The 18,270-nt window shown below is 69.6% G+C and carries 15 protein-coding genes; 1 reads left to right on the top strand and 14 read right to left on the bottom strand.

Annotation, left to right across the window (positions count from 1 at the left end; genetic code table 11):
* Positions 1-121: 121 nt before the first annotated feature.
* The 7 genes from LCC91_RS00920 to LCC91_RS00890 all read right to left on the bottom strand — a co-directional run bounded on the left by LCC91_RS00920 (position 122) and on the right by LCC91_RS00890 (position 7,441).
* Complete coding sequence (locus LCC91_RS00920) at positions 122-364, bottom strand: DUF1289 domain-containing protein (RefSeq protein WP_082668437.1); 243 nt, start codon at positions 362-364, stop codon at positions 122-124.
* Positions 365-374: 10 nt separating this feature from the next.
* A complete protein-coding gene (locus LCC91_RS00915) occupies positions 375-881 on the bottom strand; it encodes a YbaK/EbsC family protein (RefSeq protein WP_043700484.1) in 507 nt (168 codons plus the stop codon).
* A 1-nt stretch (position 882) separates the two neighbouring features.
* Positions 883-1,827 carry a hydroxymethylglutaryl-CoA lyase gene (locus tag LCC91_RS00910; RefSeq protein WP_143897408.1) on the bottom strand — a complete coding sequence of 315 codons (945 nt, stop codon included), beginning with the start codon at positions 1,825-1,827 and terminating at the stop codon, positions 883-885.
* Between the two features lie 198 nt (positions 1,828-2,025).
* Positions 2,026-2,946 carry a 2-hydroxyacid dehydrogenase gene (locus tag LCC91_RS00905; RefSeq protein WP_043700480.1) on the bottom strand — a complete coding sequence of 307 codons (921 nt, stop codon included), beginning with the start codon at positions 2,944-2,946 and terminating at the stop codon, positions 2,026-2,028.
* A 56-nt stretch (positions 2,947-3,002) separates the two neighbouring features.
* Positions 3,003-5,030, bottom strand: a complete 2,028-nt coding sequence (locus LCC91_RS00900; RefSeq protein ID WP_043700477.1) for an acetyl/propionyl/methylcrotonyl-CoA carboxylase subunit alpha — start codon at positions 5,028-5,030, stop codon at positions 3,003-3,005.
* Between the two features lie 13 nt (positions 5,031-5,043).
* Entirely contained in the window at positions 5,044-5,823 is a 780-nt protein-coding gene (locus tag LCC91_RS00895; protein ID WP_043700475.1) for an enoyl-CoA hydratase/isomerase family protein, read from the bottom strand.
* Between the two features lie 10 nt (positions 5,824-5,833).
* A complete protein-coding gene (locus tag LCC91_RS00890; RefSeq protein WP_143897409.1) occupies positions 5,834-7,441 on the bottom strand; it encodes a carboxyl transferase domain-containing protein in 1,608 nt (535 codons plus the stop codon).
* Between the two features lie 76 nt (positions 7,442-7,517).
* Here LCC91_RS00890 and LCC91_RS00885 point away from each other — a divergent pair, with 76 nt between their 5' ends.
* Entirely contained in the window at positions 7,518-8,621 is a 1,104-nt protein-coding gene (locus LCC91_RS00885; RefSeq protein ID WP_043700471.1) for an AraC family transcriptional regulator, read from the top strand.
* 12 nt (positions 8,622-8,633) lie between these two features.
* Here the strand turns inward: LCC91_RS00885 and atzF are convergent, their stop codons facing one another.
* The 7 genes from atzF to LCC91_RS00850 all read right to left on the bottom strand — a co-directional run bounded on the left by atzF (position 8,634) and on the right by LCC91_RS00850 (position 18,266).
* Positions 8,634-10,436 (bottom strand): allophanate hydrolase, encoded by a 1,803-nt coding sequence (gene atzF, locus LCC91_RS00880; protein WP_043700501.1) that lies wholly within the window; start codon positions 10,434-10,436, stop codon positions 8,634-8,636.
* Between the two features lie 7 nt (positions 10,437-10,443).
* Positions 10,444-14,046 (bottom strand): urea carboxylase, encoded by a 3,603-nt coding sequence (uca, locus tag LCC91_RS00875; protein WP_143897410.1) that lies wholly within the window; start codon positions 14,044-14,046, stop codon positions 10,444-10,446.
* A 66-nt stretch (positions 14,047-14,112) separates the two neighbouring features.
* Complete coding sequence (locus LCC91_RS00870; RefSeq protein ID WP_043700469.1) at positions 14,113-14,772, bottom strand: urea amidolyase associated protein UAAP2; 660 nt, start codon at positions 14,770-14,772, stop codon at positions 14,113-14,115.
* A 9-nt stretch (positions 14,773-14,781) separates the two neighbouring features.
* A complete protein-coding gene (locus tag LCC91_RS00865) occupies positions 14,782-15,519 on the bottom strand; it encodes an urea amidolyase associated protein UAAP1 (protein ID WP_043700466.1) in 738 nt (245 codons plus the stop codon).
* 24 nt (positions 15,520-15,543) lie between these two features.
* Positions 15,544-16,383, bottom strand: coding sequence for an ABC transporter ATP-binding protein (locus tag LCC91_RS00860; RefSeq protein WP_043700463.1), 840 nt, complete (start codon positions 16,381-16,383; stop codon positions 15,544-15,546).
* A gap of 5 nt (positions 16,384-16,388) precedes the next feature.
* Complete coding sequence (locus tag LCC91_RS00855; RefSeq protein WP_043700462.1) at positions 16,389-17,207, bottom strand: ABC transporter permease; 819 nt, start codon at positions 17,205-17,207, stop codon at positions 16,389-16,391.
* 21 nt (positions 17,208-17,228) lie between these two features.
* The gene (locus tag LCC91_RS00850) at positions 17,229-18,266 is read right to left on the bottom strand and encodes an ABC transporter substrate-binding protein (RefSeq protein ID WP_224440977.1); all 1,038 of its coding nucleotides are present in this window, start codon (positions 18,264-18,266) and stop codon (positions 17,229-17,231) included.
* Positions 18,267-18,270: the final 4 nt, after the last annotated feature.

Below are 18,270 nucleotides of genomic sequence, written 5' to 3'. Positions count from 1 at the left end.
CCCCTTTTGAGGCACAGCCGCCACCGCTGTGTCGGGGGCACGCGCTACCAAAACCTGGCCACACGTCCGGCTGCGGGTTCTGCCGCGACCGCGGTGCCGTGGGCACCACGCGGCACACCCCTCACGGCCGGTGAGCCGCCTGGCGCACCTCGATGGACCGCCAAATGCGACACCTGGTCTCGTCGTCGCTGCTGCCCCACGCGGCGATTTCGTCGAGCGTGCGCCAGCAGCCGGCGCACCAGCCGGTGGCCTCGTCGATGCGGCACACCCCGACACACGGCGACGGCACCGGCGCGCCGGGTGGACGGCGGCGCAGCGCGTCGGCCAGCGAAAGGGGCGCGCGGGCGGAAGACGGTGAGGACATGCCCGCGATGCTAGCGGACGGTCACGTCGGCCACCGGCGCACCGGTCCAAGCCTGCAGCTCGTGCGGGGTCAGCCGGAACACCGCGTGCGGGTGCCCGGCCGCGGCCCAGATCACGTCGAACCGAAACAGCTCTGCGTCGATCAGCGTCACCGGCGGCTTGATGTGCGCCAGCGGCGCCACGCCGCCGATGGAAAACCCCGTCGACGCCTTCACGAACGCCGCATCCGCCCGCGCCAGCGACTGCCCAGGCGCGCACACCCGCGGCGCGACCTTGGCCTCGTCGACGCGGCGGTCGCCGCTGGTGATGACCAGCACCGCCGCGTCGTCCGGCACACGGCGAAAGATGATGCTCTTGGCGATCTGCCCCAGCGCCACGCCCAGCGCGTGCGCCGCCTGCTGCGCGGTGCGCGCGGCGTCGCTGAGCATCACCGGCTCGTGCCCGGCGCCGTACGCCTGCAGCGCGGCCGCGACCCGACGCACCCCCTCCGGCAGCGGTTTTACTTCGGCCCCGCACATCTCACGCTCCCTGTTCACCGGCCGACGTGGCGCGGGCGCGCCGGGCCAGCAGCGCCCGCCCGGCGCGCGAGCCGGTCGGCCGGCCCAGCTGCTCACTGATCCAGGCGCCCGTTTCGGCCAGCGCCAAGAGGTCGATACCGGTGTCGATCCCGAGCCCGTGCAACAGGTACACCACGTCCTCCGTCGCGACGTTGCCGGTGGCCCCGGGTGCGTACGGGCAGCCGCCCAGCCCCGCGACCGAACACTGGAAGTTCCACACCCCCATCTGCAGCGCCGCCAGCGTGTTGGCCAGCGCCTGGCCGTAGGTGTCGTGGAAGTGCCCGCTGACGTGGTCGATGTCGTAGTGCGCGAGCACCGCCTCGATGGCGCGCTGCACCTTCAGCGGCGTGCCCACGCCGATGGTGTCGGCGACGTCCACGCGCTGCACGCCGATGTCCTTCATCAGCCGCGCGAGCATCCCGACGCGCTCGGGTGGTATGTCGCCCTCGAAGGGGCAGCCAACGGTGCAGCTCATCGCGCCGCGCACCGCGATGCCGGCGTTGCGCGCCGCCTCCACCACGGGCGCGAAGCGCTCGATGCTCTCGGCGATGCTGCAGTTGATATTGCGTTGGCTGAAGGCCTCGCTGGCCGCGCCAAAGACGACGATCTCGTCCGGCCGGTCCTGCAGCGCCGCTTCCAGTCCCTTCATGTTGGGCGTGAGCACCGAATAGCGCACGCCCGCGCGGCGCTCGATGCCCTGCATGACCGCGTGGTTGTCCGCCATCTGCGGCACCCACTTGGGGCTGACGTAGCTGGTGACCTCGATTTCCCGCAGGCCGGCGGCCTGCAGGCGGTGCACCAGCTCGACCTTGACGGCGGTGGGCACCGGCTGTTTTTCGTTTTGCAGCCCGTCGCGCGGGCCGACGTCGATGAGGCGTACGCGCCGGGGGTATGTGGTGAGGTTCATGCCATGGTCTCGCGCAGGTGACGAACGTACATTTCGGTCGTTTCAGTGCTCGTTCCGCGAATCTTCCGCGCATCACGACGCACGGAACCCGCTTCCCCTGGAGCCGCGGATGGGATCCGTCGCCCCGTGGAGGCGGAACGTGGCGTCGATGGGGGCCCGTTTTTCATACGGCGACGGGGTTCTTGCGGCGGCAACCCTTCAGTAACCCCGCTGCGGATCGACCACGCCGGAGATCGGCTCGCCGCGCTCCAGTGCGCGGATCTTGCCCGCGATCTGGGCGATGCTCTCGTCGCGCAGCGTGCGCGCGGCGGTGTGGGGCGTGACGGTCACGCGCGGGTGGCGCCAGAAGGGATGCTCCGGCGGCAGCGGCTCGGAGGCAAACACGTCCAGCGTCGCCCCGGCCAGGTGACCGCTGTCCAGCAGCGCGAGCAGGTCCTCCTCCACCACGTGCGCGCCGCGCGCGACGTTGATGAGGTAAGCCCCGGCGGGCAGCTGTCCCAGGGTCGCTCGGTTCAGGATGCCGCGCGTGGCGTCGGTGAGCGGCAGCAGGTTGACGAGCACCCGGCTGCGCGCCAAAAACGGGGCCAGCCCCTCCTCGCCGTGGAAACTGGTGACGCCCGGCAACGCCTTGGGTGTGCGGCTGTAGCCGACCACCGGAAACTCGAACACCTGCAACGCCTGCGCCACGCGCGTACCCAGCACCCCCAGGCCCAGCACGCCCACGGTGAAGTCCGCCCGGGCGCGCGGCTTGCGAAACGCCCAGCGGGCCTCGCGCTGGGCGGCCTCGTACGCATCGAACTCGCGGAAGTACCGGATGACGCCGTGGCATACGTATTCGGCCATCTGCACGGCCATGCCGGCGTCGTCCAGCCGCACCACGCGCAGCCCCGGCGGCAGGCGCAAGCGCAGCAGCGCGTCCACCCCGGCGCCGATGTTGAACAGCGCCCGCAGCCGCGGCTGCTCGTCGATGAAGCGTTGCGGCGGCGCCCACACCACGGCGTAGTCGGCAGGCGGATCCCCGCTCGCCCATTCGCGGACGGTGGCGCCGGGCAGCGCGGCGCGCAGCCCGGCCAGCCACGGCTCGGCCTTGGTATCGGTGCAGCAGAAGGCGATGTGCATGGGGCGCAAGCGTAGCGCAGCGGGCGCGGCCACCGTGTCGCGGCCGCTCGCGCGGCTCAGGCGCTGGCCAGGCGCAGCAGCTCCGCCCCCTCGGGCACCTGGTCACCGGGGGCGTAGAGGAGTTCGGCCACCGTCCCGTCCGCGGGCGCGGCGATGGTGTGCTCCATCTTCATCGCCTCCATCACCGCGAGCGCCTGCCCTTTTTTGACGGTGTCCCCCGCGCGCACGAGGAAGGCCACCACCTTGCCCGGCATTGGCGCGGTCAGGCGCCCGCCCTCGGTCGCGGCATCGCCCGCGTGCGCCAGCAGATCCATCTCGACGATGGCGGCCGATCCCTGCGGCGTGAACAGGTGCAGCCGCTCGCCCTGCGCGTACACGGTGGCGCGCCAGTCTCCGCCGGCAAACGACACGCCCAGCGCCCAGCCACCGCCCGGATCGGCGCGCCACGCCAGCGGCCCGGTCACGGCACCGTCGCCCTCGCCCACCGTCAGCGCGACGGTGCCGTCGCGCCGCCACGTGACGCGGGCGTTCACCGTCTCGTCCCCCCACTCGAAGGCAAAGCGCCGGGTGCGCTCGCCGTGGCTGGCAAAGCCGTCACGCGCGCTCCACGGGTCGGCGCCCGCCGTTTCGCGCCACTGCTGCAGCGTGTGCGCCAGCGCGATGGCCACCGCCGCGTGGCGCGGCAGCGCGGTCGGACCGAACAGCACCTCGCGCTCGCGCTCGATCAGCGCCGTGTCCAGCCGCGCGTGCGCAAAGGCGTCGCTTTTCACGACCCGGCGCAGAAAGGCCACGTTGTTGGCCACGCCGACGATGTGCAGCCGCGCCAGCGCCTCGTCCAGCCGCGCCAGCGCCTGCGCGCGCGTCTCGCCGCGCACGATCAGCTTGGCGATCATCGAGTCGTAGTGCGGGCTGATGGTGTCGCCCTCGGCCACCCCGTCGTCGATGCGCACGTCCGCGACGGTAAACGCGCTGCACGCCGGCTTGCGGTACACCGCCAGCCGCCCGGTGGCGGGCAGGAACTGGTTGTCCGGGTTCTCGGCGCAGATGCGCGCCTCGATCGCATGGCCGTGCAGGCGCAGCGCCTCCTGCCGCAGCGGCAGCGGCTCGCCCGCGGCGACGCGCAGCTGCCACTCGACCAGGTCCAGCCCCGTGATCGCCTCCGTCACAGGGTGCTCGACCTGCAGCCGCGTGTTCATCTCCATGAAATAGAAGCGCATCGCCTCCGGGTGGTCGTAGCCCTGTGGCTGCTCGACGATGAACTCGACCGTCCCCGCGCCCACATAGCCCACCGCGCGCGCTGCGGCCACCGCCGCCAACCCCATCTGCTGACGCAGCGCCGGCGGCAGGCCCGGTGCCGGCGCTTCCTCCAGCACCTTCTGGTGGCGGCGCTGCACCGAGCAGTCGCGCTCGAACAGGTACACCGCATTGCCGTGCGTGTCGGCAAAGACCTGGATTTCGATGTGGCGCGGGCGCTGCACGTATTTTTCGATCAGCACCGCCGCGTCGCCGAAGCTGTTGAGCGCCTCGCGCTGGCAGGCGGCGAGCGCCTCGTCGAACGCCTCGGGCGTGTCGACGCGTCGCATCCCCTTGCCGCCGCCGCCCGCACTCGCCTTGATGAGCACGGGGTAGCCGATGCGGTCGGCCTCGGCCTTGAGCAGCCGCGTATCCTGGTCCGCCCCGTGGTAGCCCGGCACCAGCGGCACGCCGGCGGCTTCCATCAACCGCTTCGATTCGGCCTTCAGGCCCATCGCGGCAATCGCCGCGGGCGGCGGGCCGATGAAGACCAGTCCTACGTCCGCGCAGGCCTGCGCAAAGCCTTCGTTTTCGCTGAGGAACCCGTAGCCGGGGTGGATGGCCTCGGCGCCGGTGGCCCGTGCGGCCTCGATGATGCGCTCGCCGCGCAGGTAGCTGTCCTTCGGGGCCGCGCCGCCAATGTACACCGCCTCGTCGCACGCCGCCACGTGGCGCGCCTGCGCGTCGGCCTCGGAATACACCGCCACGGTGCGGATGCCCAACCGGCGCGCGGTGGCCGCGACGCGGCAGGCGATCTCCCCGCGGTTGGCGATCAGAATCTTCTGGAACATCGGGATCACTCCATCACGCCAGCCACTGCGGCTTGCGTTTCTGCAAAAACGCCTGCACGCCCTCGCGCCCCTCGGCGCTGGCACGGATGTCGGCAATCGCCTCGACCGTGCGGGCGATCAGCGCCTCGTCCAGCGGCGCATCGGCCACATCGCGCACCAGGCGCTTGGCGGCCGCCACGGCGGCCGGCCCCGCCTGGCACAGCGCGCGCACGATCGCGTCCACCTGCTCGTCCAGCCGCTCGGGCGGTACCACCGCGTGCACGAAGCCGATGCGCAGCGCCTCCGCCGCATCGAGCCGCTCGGCCGTCAGGAAGTAGCGCCGCGCGGCACGTTCGCCCATCGCGCGCACGACGTAGGGGCCGATGGTGGCGGGGATCAGCCCCAGCTTGACCTCGCTCAGGCAAAAGCCCGCCGTTTCCACCGCCACCGCGATGTCACACGCCGCCACCAAGCCCATGCCGCCCGCGTACACGTCGCCCTGAATGCGCGCCACCGTCGGCTTGGGGCAGTCGTGGATGGTGCGCAACATCGCCGCGAGCCGCCCCGCGTCGGCCAGGTTCTCCGCGCGGCTGTAGTCCGCCATGCGGCGCATCCAGTTCAGGTCCGCCCCGGCGCAAAACGCGGGCCCCTCGGCCGCGAGCACGATCGCGCGCACGTCGTCGCGCGCGCCCAGCGTCTGAAACGCCGCGGTCAACTCGGCGATCACCTCGTCGTTGAACGCGTTGCGCAGCTCGGCCCGCGTCAGCGTCACGGTGGCGCGCGGTCCGCTGATGTCGATAGTCAGGTTGGCCATGGTCGCCCCCTCACATCCGAAAGACCCCGAACGTCGTGTCCGGGATGGGTGCGTTCATCGCGGCGGAAAGCCCCAGCGCCAGCACCCGGCGCGTGTCGGCCGGGTCGATGACGCCATCGTCCCACAGGCGGGCGGTGGCGTAGTACGGGTGGCCCTGGCGCTCGTATTGGGCGCGGATCGGTGCCTTGAAGGCCTCTTCCTCCTCCGCGCTCCAGGTGCCGCCCTTGGCCTCGATGCCGTCGCGCTTGACCGTGGCCAGCACCGACGCGGCCTGCTCGCCCCCCATCACGCTGATGCGCGCGTTGGGCCACATCCACAGGAAGCGGGGCGAGTACGCCCGCCCGCACATGCCGTAGTTGCCCGCACCGAACGAACCGCCGATGATGACGGTGAACTTGGGCACTTGCGCGCACGCCACCGCCGTCACCATCTTGGCCCCGGCGCGGGCGATACCGGCGTTTTCGTACTTGCGCCCGACCATGAAGCCGGTGATGTTTTGCAGGAACACCAACGGCACCTTGCGCTGGCAGCAGAGTTCAATGAAGTGCGCCCCCTTGTCGGCGCTCTCGGCGAACAGAATGCCGTTGTTGGCCACGATCCCCACCGGCATGCCCTCGATGTGCGCAAAGCCCGTCACCAGCGTCGTGCCGTAGCGCGCCTTGAATTCGTGGAACTCCGACCCGTCGACGATGCGCGCAATCACCTCGCGCACGTCGAACGGCTTGCGCGTGTCGGTCGGGATGACGCCGTAGAGCTCGTCGGCCGGGTAGAGCGGCGCGCGCGGCTCGCGACGCTGCACGGGCCACGCCTTGCCGCGGTTGAGGCGTGCCACCGCCTCGCGCGCCAGGGCCAGCGCGTGCAGGTCGTTTTCCGCCAGATGGTCGGCCACGCCGGACAGGCGCGTGTGCACGTCACCACCGCCCAAGTCCTCGGCGCTGACCACCTCGCCGGTGGCGGCCTTGACCAGCGGCGGCCCGCCCAGAAAGATCGTGCCCTGGTTCTTGACGATGATGGTCTCGTCGCTCATCGCCGGCACGTAGGCACCGCCGGCCGTACACGACCCCATCACCACCGCGATCTGCGCGATGCCCTGCGCGCTCATGTTGGCCTGGTTGTAGAAGATGCGGCCGAAGTGATCGCGATCCGGGAAGACCTCGTCCTGGTTGGGCAGGTTGGCGCCGCCCGAATCGACCAGGTAGAGACACGGCAGACGGTTTTGCTGCGCGATCTCCTGCGCGCGCAGGTGTTTTTTCACCGTCATCGGGTAGTAGGTGCCGCCCTTGACGGTGGCGTCGTTGCAGACGATGACGCACTCCACCCCCGCCACGCGCCCGATGCCCGCGATCAGCCCCGCGCACGGCGCTTCGTTGCCGTACATGTCGAGCGCCGCCAGCGGCGCGATCTCCAGAAACGGCGTGCCGGGGTCGAGCAGCATTTCCACACGTTCGCGCGGCAGCAGCTTGCCGCGGGCCGTGTGCTTGGCGCGGGCGGCTTCGCCGCCGCCTTGCGCCACCTGGGCGATGCGCGCGTGCAAGTCGTCCACCAGCGCCCGCATCGCGGCGGCGTTGGCCTGAAAGTCGCTGGATCGGGGGTTGAGTCGGGTGGCAAGGACGCTCATGGTAGGCGCGATTGTCCCGCCGCCCGCCGCGCGCGACCAGCGGACAAACCCCGGCCGATGGTTGCAAAATGCGCCAATGACGTTGCAGCATCGCCCGCGCCGCCCTGCCCGGCGCGACCGTGCGCCCGTGGCCGCCACGCCCGCGGCGTTTGCGCGCGCCATCCTCATCGCCTACGCGCGCCGGGGGCTGTCGCCGGCGGCGGCGCTGGCCGCGGCGGGGCTGACCGCCTCGGCGTGGGATCGGCCCGACGCGCGGCTGACCAGTCTGCCGTTCGAGCGGCTGAGCCTGCACGCGATGCGCGAGCTCGACGACGAGGCGCTGGGCTGGTTCTCTCGCCGGCTGCCTTGGGGCAGCTACGGCATGCTGGCGCGCGCGTCGCTGACGGCACCGGACCTGGGATTGGCGCTGGCGCGCTGGTGCCGCCACCACCGGCTGCTCACAGACGACGTGACGCTGACCCTCGCGCACGCGGACGGCTTGGCGACGCTGACCCTGACGGAACAGCGCGCCCCCGGTGCGGACCTGAGCGACCCCACCGAACGCGCCACGGTGCGCGAGTTCGCCCACGTCTCGCTGCTGCGCAACGCGCTGGGGCTGGCGGCCTGGTTCATCGATTCGCGCATCGCGCTGCGCGAGGCGGCGTTCGCCTACCCCGCTCCGGCACACGCGGACGCGTATGCCGTGCTGTTCCCGGGCGCGCGGCTGCACTTTGACGCCGAGACCACCGCCGTGACCTTCAACGCTGCGTATCTGGCCCAGTCGCTGCGACGCGACGATGCCGCGCTGCGCGCCATGCTGCCGCGGGCGGTGGCGCTGATGGTGCGCCCGTACCGGCGCGACCGGCTGCTACTGGAGCGCGCCCGCGCGTGGCTGCGCGTCCACCCCGGCGACGCCGACGCGTGCGGCCTGGCCGCGGCGCTGCACGTTTCGGTGCGCACGCTGCAACGCCAGTTGCGCGACGCGGGCACCAGCGTGCAGGCCCTCAAAGACGAGGTGCGCCGCGAGCTGGCCACCGACTACCTGCTGCGCACCTCCTGGCCCGTCAAGCGCATCGCCGCGCTGGCCGGTTTCGACAACGAAAAAAGCTTCATCCGCGCCTTCAAGGGGTGGACCGGCAGCACCCCGGCGGCGTGGCGGCGCGGACAGCCCGACGACAGGGGCCGCGCCACCGGGCGCTGACCCGCGCCCCTCTCACGCGCCGCCGGTCGATGCCGCCGCCAGCCAGGCCCGCCAACCGCCGAACGCGGTGATGTCCCGGGCGTCGGCGATGCCGATCGGCTCGCAGATGAACCCGTTGACGAGGGTGCCGTCCGCCAGCTCCACCTGGCCCATGCCCAGCGGCGCCGGGATACCGGCGACGAAGGAGCCGAACTGGTCCAGCGGCAACTCCCAAACCTCGCAGGCGATTGCAGCGCCCCCTGAAGCGACCCGGGCCAGTCCCGGCCGTTTCCCGTCCGGTAACGCGTAGAGGCGGTATCGCGGGGCCGTCCGGGTGGCGGTCACCAGACGCCCTCCGCGCCCCGTGAGTTGCGCATTCAGCGGCAGCCCGGAGAGGTGTGCGCCGACCACCGCCACACGCACCTGACCACTGGGCAACACCGACAGCGATTCCGCCGGCGGCAGCGGCTGCGCCGTGGCGCCGAGCGTGCCCCCGAGGGCCTGGTGCAGGCGGGACGCCAGGTGCAGCAACGGGGCATCCTGGTGCGCGGGCGCGATCAGCGTCACCCCAAACGGCAGCCCATCGGACTGAAAGCCGGCCGGCACCGCGGTGGCGGCCAGGTCGAGCAGGTTGACGAAATTGGTGTAGTGACCGAGATTCGCATTCAGGCGGATCGGGTCGGCCTCCATCTCGGCGATGCGGTAGATCGTGCCCACGGTGGGCGTCAGCAGCACATCGATGTCGTCCCACACCGCGTCACACACGCGTTTGAGCCCCCGCAGCCGGTAGAGGTGCGCAAACGTGTCGGCGGCACTGTACCGCCGTCCGCCGCCGATGATCTCCCGCACCGGCGCGAATACCGCGTCGGGATATGCCTCGAAGAAGTCGCGGATCGCGAGGTAACGCTCCGCGACCCACGGCCCGCCGTAGAGCAGGCGCGCCGTCTCGAGGAAGGGCGCCAGGTCGATGTCCACTGGCGTGCCCCCGAGCGCCTTCATGCGGTCGACCGCTGCGCCGAACAGCCGCTGCGCCTCGCCGTTGCCGAAGAACTCGAGATCCTTCGCCATCGGCACGCCGAATGTGAACGAGGCGGCGCGGCCGAAATCGAAACCGTGCGGCGCGAGCGGGCGCGAGTATTCGTCCTCCGCATCGAACCCGGCCGCGACCGCCAACACGCGTTCGGCGTCGTCCGCCGTGAGGGCGAAGATCGACACCTGGTCGAGCGAGCGACAGGCGGGAACGACGCCACGGGTGGACAACGCCCCACAGGTGGGCTTGTGACCGATCAGGTGGTTGAACGCCGCCGGCACCCGGCCGGAGCCAGCGGTGTCCGTGCCCAGGGCAAAGCTCACGAGCCCGAGCGCCACCGCGACCGCCGAGCCGGAGCTGGAGCCACCCGAAATGTAGTCCGGGTGGAAGGCGTTGCGGCAGGCGCCGTAGGGCGAGCGGGTGCCGTTCAGGCCGGTCGCAAACTGGTCGAGGTTGGTCTTTCCGACGGGAATCGCACCGGCGTCGAGCAGGCGTTGCACCACCGTGGCGTGTCGCGTGGGCGTATAGGCAAACGCCGGGCAGCCTGCGGTGGTCGGCACGCCCGCGAGATCGATGTTGTCCTTGATCGCAAAGGGCACACCATAGAGCGGCAGGCTGGCCGGGTCCTGGCCCTCCAGCGCCCGCGCGTAGCCCCGCAGCGCGTCGGCGTCGAGACGCTGAATCCAGACACGGTGCCGGTCCTCGCCGTCCAGGCGGGCGATCAGTTCCTCCACCAGTTGCGACGGTGTCAACGCCCCGGTCGTGTACAGGCGGCGCAGGGTGGCGATATCGAAGGAAAACGTCATGATCACCTCACGCGCTGACGAGCACCAGCAGGTCCTGCCCGGCGGCGACCTGCCCGCCCTCACGGCAATACACCCGGTACACGCGCCCGTCACAGGGCGCGAGCACGGCGAACTCCATCTTCATCGACTCGATGACGATGAGCGTATCGCCCCGCTTCACCTCGGCGCCCTCCTGCACGTGCACCTTCCAGACACTCCCGGCCACCTCGCTCGCGACGGCACGGCCGTTGTCCGGCAGGTCGAGCTCGCTGTCAGGGGCCGCCTCCGCCACCGTCAGGTCGGTCGCGTAATCCGCCTGACCGCTTTGCCGCCAACGCTCGCGCTCGGCCTCGAACGCCGCCTGCTGTTTCGCCTTGAACGCCGCGATCGATGCGGCGTTCTCCCGCAGGAAGGCGTTGTACTCCCGCAGGCGGAAGGTGGTCTCCTCGATTCGCAGCGGGTAACGGCCGAGGGGAAAATCCTCGCGGATTTTCAGGAGTTCGGATTCGCTCACCGGGTAGAAGCGGATCTGGTCGAAGAAGCGCAACAGCCACGGCTTGCCGCCCGTAAACGCGTCGGTCTGCCGCCAGCGGTTCCACATCTGCAGCGTACGGCCGACGAACTGGTAGCCGCCCGGGCCTTCCATCCCGTAGATGCACAGGTAGGCGCCGCCGATGCCGACGGCGTTTTCCGGTGTCCAGGTCCGCGCGGGGTTGTATTTCGTGGTGACGAGGCGGTGGCGCGGATCGATGGGGGTGGCCACCGGGGCGCCCAGGTAGACGTCGCCCAGCCCCAGCACCAGATAGCTCGCCTCGAAGACGATGCGCTTCACGTCTTCAATGCTGTCGAGCCCGTTGATGCGGCGGATGAACTCGATGTTCGACGGACACCAGGGCGCGTCCTTGCGCACCGACTGCATGTATTTCTCGATCGCAAGCCGGGTCGCGGCGTCGTCCCAGGACAGCGGCAGATGCACGATGCGGGCCGGCACCTCCATGTCCTCGATGGCCGGCAGCCGCTTCTCCGCGGCGAGCAGCAGGTCCATCAGCTTCGCCAGCGGCAGCACGCGCGAGTCGTAATGCACCTGCAGGGAACGGATACCCGGGGTGAGATCGAGAATGCCGGGAATCGCCTCGCGTTGCAGATGCGTCATCAGCGCGTGCACGCGGAAGCGCAGGTTCAGGTCGAGCACCAGCGGACCGTATTCGACGAGCAGGTACTTGTCGCCGGCGCGGCGGTAGACGACGGCGACCGGGTTCTCGGTTTCGGGGATGCGATGCAGAACGGCTTCCGCCGGCGGCTCGGCGGCCGCGCGCGCGGACGCCGTCACCGGGGGTGGCGCGAGCGCCGCGATCGCGGCGTCCTGCACCGCCTCCAGGCGCTCCGCCTCGCCCTGGGAAAGGCGCTGGAAGCGCACGGTGTCCCCGGGGCGCAACTGCCCCAGCTTCCACAGCTCCGCCTGCACGACGGTCGCCGGGCAGACGAAGCCCCCCAGGCTCGGCCCATCGGGCCCGAGGATCACCGGCATGTCGCCGGTGAAATCGACCGCGCCGATGGCGTACGCGTTGTCGTGGATGTTCGAGGGGTGCAGGCCCGCCTCGCCGCCGTCCTTGCGCGCCCATTGCGGCTTGGGGCCGATCAGCCGCACGCCGGTCCGGCTGGAGTTGTAATGCACCTCCCAGTCGGTGGCAAAGAACATCTCGATGTCGGCGTCGGTGAAAAAATCCGGCGCACCGTGCGGGCCGTAGAGCACGCCGATTTCCCACGCGTGGGTGTAAGTTGGGATCAGGTCCGCCGGCAGAGACGCGGCAGGAGCGTCCGATGCCCGGGTGATGTGCAGCACGTCCCCCACCCGCAGGGTGCGGCCGGCGTGGCCGCCAAACTGCCCCAGTGTGAAGGTGGACTTGCTGCCCAGGTAATCCGGCACGTCCAGGCCCCCGCGCACCGCGAGATAGGCGCGGCAACCCGCCCCCTGCACCGCCCCCAGTTTGAGGATGCTGCCGGCCTTGACCGCATGGGCCGCCCAGTTGGCGAGCGGTCGTCCGTCCAGCGTGGCCCCCATCTCGGCGCCGGCGAGCGCGATCACGGCGTCGCAGTGAAAGCGCAGCGTCGGGCCGGCGAGCGTGAGTTCGAGGCCGGCTGTGCCCTCGGCGTTGCCGACCAGCCGGTTGGCGACCCGGAACGCCAGCGGATCCATCGGCCCCGACGGCGGCACGCCCACGTCCCAGTAGCCCATCCGCCCCGGCCAATCCTGCACGCTCGACTGCACGCCCGGCTCGATCACCTCGATCGTCGCCGGGCGATAGCGAAACGCGTTCAGATAGCGCGTGGTCTGGCGGCCCTCGGCAAAGACCGCATCGGCGACGACCTGGCGCAGGTAGTCGAGGTTGGTCTCGATGCCGGCCACGCGCGTGCCGGCGAGCGCCTGCGTAAGTTTCGCCAGCGCCTCGGCGCGGTCGCGTCCCTTGACGATCAGCTTGGCCAGCATCGGGTCGTAGAACGGCGGCACTTCGGCGCCGCGCTCGACCCAGGTTTCCACGCGGGCGTCGGTGGGGAATACGACTTCGGTCAGTACACCGGACGAGGGCTGGAAATCCTTGGCCGGATCCTCGGCATAGAGCCGCACCTGGATGGACGAGCCCTGCGGCGATACCTCGAAGTTCGAAAGATCGAGCTCGCCGGCGGCCTCCCGCACCATCCACTCGACCAGATCCACCCCGGTGACTTCCTCGGTGACGCCATGCTCGACCTGCAGGCGCGTGTTCACCTCCAGGAAATAGAATTCGCCGCTCATGGCGTCACAGACGAACTCCACCGTGCCGGCCGAGCGGTAGCCGACCGCCTCGCCGAGCCGCACGGCCGTGGCGAGCAGGTTTTTCCGCTGCGCATCGGTCAGGCCCGGCGCCGGCGTCTCCTCGATCACCTTCTGGTTGCGCCGCTGCACCGAGCAATCGCGCTCGCCCAGCGCCACCACATAGCCCTTGCCGTCGCCGAAGATCTGCACCTCGATGTGGCGCGCATGCTCGACGTATTTCTCCAGGAAGAGGCCCGCTTCCTTGAAATTGGCGCGCGCGAGGCGATCGACCGATTCGAAGGCCTCCTTCAGCTCGTCCGCGCTCCAGACGAGGCGCATGCCGATGCCGCCACCGCCGGCGGTGCTCTTGAGCATCACCGGGTAGCCGATGCGTGCGGCCTCGGCCTGCGCGTGCCCCGCGTCGGTCAGCAGCCCAGAGCCCGGCAACAGCGGCACGCCGTTTTGCGCGGCCAGTGCGCGCGCCGTGTGCTTGAGACCGAAGGCGCGCATCTGCGCCGGTGTCGGGCCGATGAAGGCGATGCCCGCGGCCGCGCAGGCCTCGGCAAACCCCGGGTTTTCCGACAGGAAACCGTAGCCGGGGTGGATGGCCTCGGCCCCGGTGGCGATCGCGGCCTCCAGGATCTTGTCCACCCGCAGGTAGCTGTGGGCGGCAGGTGCCGGGCCGATCTCGACCGCTTCTTCTGCGAGCCGCACGTGCATGCTGTGGCGGTCGGCTTCCGAATACACGGCCACGGACTGCACCCCCATGCGTCGCAGCGTGCGGATGATGCGGCAGGCGATGGCACCGCGGTTACCGATGAGGACTCGTTGGAACATCTTCAGGGCTGGCGGGCCGTCCCGCATGCGAGGGGCGGCGGCGGGTCGTCCCGACGCCGGTCAAGGTCACGAATGGGGCGCGTCCCAGATCAACACCCGGATGGGCGTGGGGTTGTACGCGTTGCAGGGGTTGTTGAGCTGCGGGCAGTTGGAGATCAGGCACAGTACGTCCATCTCGGCGCGCATCTCGACGTACTTGCCGGGGGCCGATACGCCGTCCGCAAAGGTCAGCCCCCCTTGCGGGGTCACCGGCACGTTCATGAAGAAATTGATGTTGCTTGTAAGGTCGCGCTTGGTGAGCCCCCCGTCGTACTGGGCGAGCGCGTGGAGGAAACTGTCGCGGCAGGAGTGCATCGGCCGCTTGTCCAGTGCGTAGCGCACGACATTGCTCTCGCAGGAACAGGCGCCCCCGAGCGTATCGTGGCGGCCACACGTGTCGGCAGTGATGGTCAGCATCACGCGGCCTTCGGACGACATCAGCTGGGTGCCCGCGGTCAGGTACAGCGCGCCCTGCGCGCGCACCGTGTCCGCGGCGCTGTAACGCTCCTCGGGGTTGTGCAGGTTGTAGAACAGCGTGTCCACCGCCTGGTTGCCCTCCAGGTCGAGGATGCGCAACACTTGGCCCTTGCGGATTTCGTGCAGCCAGGGGTCGCCCGCTTTGACCACGGCGTCGTAGATGGCCGTGCCGGGATCGAGTGGACTTTCGACGAGACGGAAGGTCGTCATGGTGGCACCTCAGCAGAACAGGATTTCGGTCTGGTAGAAGCCGCGCTGGTTTTCCGGGCAGTGGTTGCGGCAGACGTCGTCCGGCCCCGGCACACCGGCGTGCCACGCGGTGAGCATCACGTCGCCCGGCGCGTAGTCGGGCCGCGGGTCGAGCGGGTGCGGCGCGGCGGAGAGCACGACCAGCACGTTCATCTCGAAGCGAAGGTCGACGCAGGCCCCGGGGCGCCCGTGTGCGACGTCGAAGTGCAGGCAACCATCCTCGTCGGCGACGACCTTGCTGAAGAAATTCACGTTCGGCACCAGGTCACGCTTGCCCAGCCCCCACTTGCCGAGCTCGATCAGCAAGCCGTCACGGCCGTTGCGGTACATCGCGTTGCGGTGCGTCTGATAGCTCGTTTCGCCGTATTTCGCGCGGATCAGCTCGGCGCTCGTGACGCCACAGACCGTGTCATGCCATCCGGCGGTGTCCGCGACGATCGAGCACAGCACGTGGCCCATGTCGGAGTAGAGTGCGTGGCCCCGCGTCAGGTAGGCGGTGTGCTGCGCCTTCAGCGTGTCGGCCATGTTGTAGCGCTCGAGTTTTTCCTCGGCGTTGTAGAAGAGCGCCGAGACGTTGGCGCGGCCGCTGAGATCGGTCAGCCGCAGCGCGTTGCCGCGCCGGATCACGCCGGACCAGTGGCAGCCGCCGGGCAGCCTTTCTTCCCACAGGAACCGGTCGGGAGGAATGGGGTTGAGGTTTTGCGCCATGGGGACTCCTTGCAGAGACGGGGTTCAGGCCGCGGCCTGCCCCCGATTGAGCTGGTCGAGCATGTCCTGGTCGGTCTTCATGCCCGAGGTCTCGCGGATGCGCGCGAGGATTGCCTTCTTGAGCCGGAGAAATTCCGGCGTGTGCTTCATGTCCTGCTCGCGCTCGGCCGGCAGGGGCACGTCGTAGATCGTGTCGATGCGCCCCGGCCGCGGCGCCATCAGCACGACGCGCCCGCCCAGGTAGATCGCCTCTTCAACGTCGTGGGTGACGAAGACGATCGTGGTTTTTTCCAGGCGGTGCACGTGCAGGATCAGGTCGTGCATCACCTCGCGCGTCTGCGCGTCGAGGGCGCCAAAGGGCTCGTCCATCAGCAACACCTGCGGCCGCCCCATCAGCGCACGGGCGATGGCGACGCGTTGTTGCATCCCGCCCGAGAGCTGATTGGGCCACGCATGGGCCGCGGCGGTCAGTCCCATCAGGGCCAGCAGCGCATCGGCGCGGCCGGACGCCGCCTCGACGTCGGCCTCGGTCAGGGACTCGCGCCCGTGGCGCAGACGACGGCTGAACTTGATGTTCTCCGTCACCGACAGCCAGGGGTAGAGGCTGTAGTGCTGGAACACCATGGCGCGGTCGGCGCCCGGCCCGCGGATCGGCCGCCCGTCCACCAGGACTTCCCCGGCGGTGTGGTGCTCCAGTCCGCCAATGATGCGCAGCAGCGTCGACTTGCCGCAGCCCGACGCCCCGACGAAGGTGACGAATTCGTTGTCGGCCACATCCAGGCTCACGTCCCGCAAGGCCTCCACCGCGTGGCGGCCGTCGCCGAACACCTTGCCGACGTGTTGGATCGAGATCTTGGACGGCATGGTGGTCACCGCAGGTAGAGCCACGGGAACGCCTTGCGATGGGCAAAGCGAAACAGTTGGTCCATCACCAGCCCGATGAGGCCGATGAGCAGAATGCCGACGAAGATCTTGTCGGTCTGCAAAAACCGCTGCGCTTTCAGGATCGCGTAGCCGAGGCCGGAGTTGGCCGCCACGAGTTCCGCCACGACCAGGTAGGTCCACGCCCATCCCATCGTCACCCGCAGCGTATCGAGCAGCGCCGGTTTGGCCGACGGCAGGATCACGAGCTCGACGATTTCGCGCGTCGAGGCGCCCATCGTTTGCGCGGCCTCGATCTGCGCCAACGGCACCCGCCGTACGTCCTCGGCCATCATCAGCACCATCTGGAAAAAGGTGCCGATCCAGATGATGGCGATCTTGGACGACTCCTCGATGCCGACCCACAGCATGACCAGCGGAATGAAGGCCACCGCCGGCATATAGCGGATGAAGTCGGTGAGCGGCTCCAGCAGCGCCTGCACCGATCGGAACGTGCCGATCAGCAGCGCCAGCGGCAGGGCGATCACCGCTGACAGCAGGAAGCCCATGGTCACGCGGTAGACGCTGATCCAGACGTCGGACAGCAGGCCCTCGTCGGTGAACCAGCTGATGAGCCGGTGATAGACATCCGCTGGCCCCGGCAGGAACACCTTGTCCACCCCCAGCACGCTCGACGCGCCCCACCACAGCGTGAAGGGCACCAGCAGCCCCAGCGCGGCGAACAACCAGTACTGCCGACGGGTCAGCGGGCCACGGATGGTCCAGATACCGGGCCGACGCTCGTGGGCCCTGGGTCGGGTGGTCATGGTGACGGCTCCCCCTACGGATCATTTGACGCCCGCGACTTCCCGGACCAGCGAGGCATCGATGCCTCGGGCGTAATCGACCTTGCCCTCCATCAGCTTGTTGTCGAGCAGGAACTTGCTGATCGTCGGCGCCACGCCGAGCAGCGAGGTGGGATCGGACGCCGGACCGAACGCCTTCAGGTTGGCCGGCTGGTCGAAGAATTTCGTGCCGGGCAGGAAAACCTTGTAGTCCTTCGGGTCCATGCCGACCACCTTGGCCATGATGCGGGTGGCCTCGTCCGGGTTATCCCGGATGAATCGCTCGACGTCGTACCAGGCGCGGATCATCCCGAGGAAATCCTTGCGCTTCGCCTTGAGCGACTTTTCCTGCGCGACCAGCAGGTCCGGAATCATGCCGGGCACATCCGCCGATGTGAACAACGGCTTGCCCTTGCCGCTGGTCTGGATGGTGTTGACCCACGGGTTCCACACGACCGCGGCATCGACGCGACCGGCCATGAAGGCGGCCGCGGCGTCCCCCGCCGACAGGTTGACCACCTGCACGTCCTTGAGGGTCATGCTGTTTTTGGCCAGCGCCAGCGTCAGCAGGAAATGCGAGACGCTGTACTCCTCCAGCGCGATCTTCTTGCCCTTCAGATCGGCGAACGACCGGATGCCCGGGCCCACCATCAGCGCGTCGTTGCCTGCCGAGTTGTCATTGACCAGGATGGCTTTCAGGGCAATACCCTTCGCCAGCGGCGCCATCGTGTCGCTCCAGGTCTGTGAGTTGGCGTCGAGCTGACCCGCGGACAACGCGCTGATCGAATCGGTGTAGTTGGCAAACCACACCAGTTTGACGTCCGCCCCGTGTTTCTTGAAAAACCCCTTTTTCTCGGCGATGTACCACGCCACCCAGCCCGGCCAGTCGGAGACACCGACCCGAACCTGCGCCGCAACGGGCAGCGACACGGCCAAGGTGCCGGCCATCACGGCGACGGCCATCAGACGGCGGGAGAAGCGGTTTAGCAGCGACATGTCTGGCTCCTGAGGGTTGAACGGTCCGAGAGGGCGATGCGTCATCGCG

Origin of the sequence: Tepidimonas taiwanensis (assembly GCF_020162115.1) — a bacterium.
Lineage (GTDB): Bacteria > Pseudomonadota > Gammaproteobacteria > Burkholderiales > Burkholderiaceae_C > Tepidimonas > Tepidimonas taiwanensis.
This window is presented reverse-complemented; position numbering and strand designations above follow the sequence as displayed.

Excerpts from the sequence above, each read along its gene's own strand:
- LCC91_RS00920 (WP_082668437.1), bottom strand. The coding sequence starts at position 364 with ATGTCCTCACCGTCTTCCGCCCGCGCGCCCCTTTCGCTGGCCGACGCG.
- LCC91_RS00915 (WP_043700484.1), bottom strand. The coding sequence starts at position 881 with ATGTGCGGGGCCGAAGTAAAACCGCTGCCGGAGGGGGTGCGTCGGGTC.
- LCC91_RS00910 (WP_143897408.1), bottom strand. The coding sequence starts at position 1,827 with ATGAACCTCACCACATACCCCCGGCGCGTACGCCTCATCGACGTCGGC.
- LCC91_RS00905 (WP_043700480.1), bottom strand. The coding sequence starts at position 2,946 with ATGCACATCGCCTTCTGCTGCACCGATACCAAGGCCGAGCCGTGGCTG.
- LCC91_RS00900 (WP_043700477.1), bottom strand. The coding sequence starts at position 5,030 with ATGTTCCAGAAGATTCTGATCGCCAACCGCGGGGAGATCGCCTGCCGC.
- LCC91_RS00895 (WP_043700475.1), bottom strand. The coding sequence starts at position 5,823 with ATGGCCAACCTGACTATCGACATCAGCGGACCGCGCGCCACCGTGACG.
- LCC91_RS00890 (WP_143897409.1), bottom strand. The coding sequence starts at position 7,441 with ATGAGCGTCCTTGCCACCCGACTCAACCCCCGATCCAGCGACTTTCAG.
- LCC91_RS00885 (WP_043700471.1), top strand. The coding sequence starts at position 7,518 with ATGACGTTGCAGCATCGCCCGCGCCGCCCTGCCCGGCGCGACCGTGCG.
- atzF (WP_043700501.1), bottom strand. The coding sequence starts at position 10,436 with ATGACGTTTTCCTTCGATATCGCCACCCTGCGCCGCCTGTACACGACC.
- uca (WP_143897410.1), bottom strand. The coding sequence starts at position 14,046 with ATGTTCCAACGAGTCCTCATCGGTAACCGCGGTGCCATCGCCTGCCGC.
- LCC91_RS00870 (WP_043700469.1), bottom strand. The coding sequence starts at position 14,772 with ATGACGACCTTCCGTCTCGTCGAAAGTCCACTCGATCCCGGCACGGCC.
- LCC91_RS00865 (WP_043700466.1), bottom strand. The coding sequence starts at position 15,519 with ATGGCGCAAAACCTCAACCCCATTCCTCCCGACCGGTTCCTGTGGGAA.
- LCC91_RS00860 (WP_043700463.1), bottom strand. The coding sequence starts at position 16,383 with ATGCCGTCCAAGATCTCGATCCAACACGTCGGCAAGGTGTTCGGCGAC.
- LCC91_RS00855 (WP_043700462.1), bottom strand. The coding sequence starts at position 17,207 with ATGACCACCCGACCCAGGGCCCACGAGCGTCGGCCCGGTATCTGGACC.
- LCC91_RS00850 (WP_224440977.1), bottom strand. The coding sequence starts at position 18,266 with ATGACGCATCGCCCTCTCGGACCGTTCAACCCTCAGGAGCCAGACATG.